This is a genomic window from Pseudomonas sp. AGC41 (assembly GCF_057334555.1).
In genome coordinates, this window is sequence record NZ_JBHFJB010000160.1 from 17,116 (window position 1) to 20,032 (window position 2,917).

Here is a 2,917-nt window from a genome sequence, read left to right on the forward strand (position 1 = left end):
CCCCCCCCCCCCCCCCCCCCCCCCCCCCACAAAAGCTCTTTTGCAGGACTTCTTAGTGGGCCGTCAGCTCGATCACGCAGCATTGGCCTTGGGTGGATATCTCCAGCAGCCCAGCGTTGCCGCTCAGTTGCAGGCAGTCATAAAGCCCCAGCGTCTCGACCGCCTCGTCTATTTTTACCCTCAGCGTCGGCGCCGCGCTGAACACCAATACCGTCCCCGCCTCGCTGAGAAAACGCTGCTGCCCACCCAACCATTGCAACCGCGCGCGGTAACGTTGTGGCGCATAGATCAGGTTGAAATCGCGGATCGGCCCGCCCAGCAAGGTGCAGTGCACATGGCTTTCGCCGCTGAACGCAAACGGGTCCAGCGGGTGCAACGCCCGCGTGGCCTGGCCATCGACATTCAGGGTCATGCCGTCACCCTGCAAGACACTGATGACCCGCTCGTAACCGGCGAAGGTGGAAAAACCGCCCGACTCAGCGATATCGGCGATCGACAGGCGCCAACCGAAGCCTTCCAGGCCAGTGCCTGCATCGCGAGTGATTTCCTCGGTACTGCCGCCACCGTTCTTCCAAGGCATGCGGGGGTAATCCGCAGCACGTAGCACTTTCAATTGGCTCATTTATGAAAACGCCCTTCCAGACTGTGACGGGAGCCCGGATGGATCAGGCGCGCGGCGGTCACCGGCTGGCGCCCGGACCAGGTGCGACGGCGAATGAGCAGGCACGGCTCGCCCCGCTCGATCTGCAACAGCTTGCATTCGCTCGGCTCGGCCAGGATCGCCTCGACCACATGCTCCCCCTCGGTCAGCGGCGCGACCTGGTTCAGGTAGGCGTAAGGCGTTTGCTGGGTGAAGTCCTGCTTGAGGTAGTCGGGCGCCACCAGCGCATTGACGAAACGGTCCTCGATCTGCACGGGGATATCGTTCTCGAAATGCACGATCAGCGAGTGAAAGACCTTCTGGCCTTCGCGCATGTCCAGGGCCAGGGCCCGTTCGGAGCCGGCGGCCTCTTCTTCCAAGGTAATCACCTTGCAGGTATGGCGGTGTCCACGGGAGGCGATTTCATCGGCGATGTTGTGCACTTCGAACAGCGCGGACTGACTCTTGGGCTCGGCGACGAACGTGCCGACACCCTGCATGCGCACCAACAGGCCATCGGCGGTCATTTCCCGCAGGGCACGGTTGATGGTCATACGGCTGAAGCCCAACTGGCTGACCAGTTCGCTTTCCGACGGCACGCGGTAGTGCGGCGGCCAGTTTCCACTGTCGATCTGCTGGGTGATCATCTGTTTGACGCGGGCGTACAAGGGCGCCGGACTGTCACCCATGGTTGCGGCCAGCGGCGGTTTGGCAGGCGGAGTCGGCACGGCGGTTCCCTGTTCTGCAAATTAGGTGGCTAGCTTGCCGGAGTTTACCGGCCAGGCAAACGTCTGTATATGTATATACAAATTTCACAAATGAGGGTCAACCATGTCCGCCTTCTTTGCCGAACGCGCGCTGCTGCCTAGTGGATGGGCCAATGATGTACGTCTTGAGGTCGATGCCAACGGCATCCTGACCCACATCCAGGCCGGCGCCCACGCAGACGGCGCCGAACGACTGGGCGGCCCGCTCTTGCCAGGCATGCCGAACCTGCATTCCCATGCTTTCCAGCGGGCCATGGCCGGACTGGCTGAGGTGGCCGGCAACCCCAACGACAGCTTCTGGACATGGCGTGACCTGATGTACCGCCTCGTCGGGAAAATCAGCCCCGGGCAACTCGGCATCATCGCCCGCCAGCTGTACATCGAAATGCTCAAGGCCGGCTACACCTCGGTCGCCGAATTCCACTATGTGCACCATGACGTCGACGGCGCGCCCTACGCTGACCCGGCCGAACTGGCGCTGCGCATCAGCCACGCCGCCAGCGCCGCCGGCATCGGCCTGACGTTGCTGCCGGTGCTCTATAGCCATTCCGGCTTTGGCGGCCAGGCGCCCAACGAGGGGCAGCGCCGGTTCATCAACAGCACCGAAAACTACCTGAAGCTTCAAGAGCGCTTGCAACCCGTCCTGGCCGGGCAAGCCAATCAGGCGCTGGGCTTGTGTTTCCACTCCTTGCGCGCCGTGACGCCGGGGCAGATCAAGGACGTACTGGCCGCCAGTGATCCGCATTGCCCGGTGCATATCCACATCGCCGAACAGCAAAAGGAAGTCGACGATTGCCTGAGCTGGAGTGGCGCGCGGCCGCTGGAGTGGCTGTACGAAAATACTGAAGTCGACCAGCGCTGGTGCCTGGTCCACGCAACGCACGCCAACCCCCAGGAAGTCAGCCTCATGGCCAGGAGCCGGGCGATTGCCGGTTTGTGCCTGACCACTGAAGCCAATCTCGGCGACGGAATCTTTCCGGCCATGGACTTCCTCGCCCAAGGTGGGCGGATGGGCATCGGTTCTGACAGCCATGTGTCGTTGAGCGTGGTGGAAGAGTTGCGTTGGCTGGAATACGGCCAGCGTTTGCAAGACCAGCGGCGCAACCGGTTGTATCGAACGGACCAACCGATGGTCGGGCGCACGCTGTATGACGCCGCGCTGGACGGTGGCGCCCAGGCGCTAGGGCAAGACATCGGTGCTTTCGCAGTAGGCAAGCGCGCCGATTGGCTGGTGCTTGATGGCAACGATCCGTACCTGGCCACGGCCAACGGCGACGGTATTCTCAATCGCTGGCTGTTCGCTGGCGGCGATCGTCAGGTGCGGGATGTGATGGTGGGCGGCAAATGGGTGGTGCGCGATGGGCGCCATGCCGGCGAAGAGGAAAGCGCGCGGGCGTTCACCGAGGTGTTGCGCGAGCTTCTGGGCTGATCCTCATACCAACAATGTGGGAGCGAGCCTGCTCGCGAAGGCGGACCATCAATCAACTTATGTGTTGAATGTGAAGCCCTC

Annotated in this window: 3 protein-coding genes; 1 reads left to right on the forward strand and 2 read right to left on the reverse strand. The window is 62.7% G+C overall.

Annotated elements, in window-relative coordinates:
• Positions 1–52: 52 nt before the first annotated feature.
• Complete coding sequence (locus tag ACE04F_RS27955) at positions 53–622, reverse strand: HutD/Ves family protein (RefSeq protein ID WP_486110821.1); 570 nt, start codon at positions 620–622, stop codon at positions 53–55.
• Positions 619–1,329: a histidine utilization transcriptional repressor HutC gene (hutC, locus tag ACE04F_RS27960; RefSeq protein ID WP_305501386.1), complete on the reverse strand. Its 711-nt coding sequence runs from the start codon at positions 1,327–1,329 to the stop codon at positions 619–621. Before hutC ends, ACE04F_RS27955 begins: the two co-directional genes overlap by 4 nt.
• A gap of 142 nt (positions 1,330–1,471) precedes the next feature.
• On the opposite strand from hutC, the gene ACE04F_RS27965 reads away from it, so the two are divergent.
• Entirely contained in the window at positions 1,472–2,836 is a 1,365-nt protein-coding gene (locus ACE04F_RS27965) for a formimidoylglutamate deiminase (RefSeq protein WP_486110823.1), read from the forward strand.
• Positions 2,837–2,917 lie beyond the last annotated feature (81 nt).

Bases quoted from the DNA above. Each gene is read 5' to 3' on its own strand.
- ACE04F_RS27955 (WP_486110821.1), bottom strand. From the start codon at position 622: ATGAGCCAATTGAAAGTGCTACGTGCTGCGGATTACCCCCGCATGCCT.
- hutC (WP_305501386.1), bottom strand. From the start codon at position 1,329: ATGGGTGACAGTCCGGCGCCCTTGTACGCCCGCGTCAAACAGATGATC.
- ACE04F_RS27965 (WP_486110823.1), top strand. From the start codon at position 1,472: ATGTCCGCCTTCTTTGCCGAACGCGCGCTGCTGCCTAGTGGATGGGCC.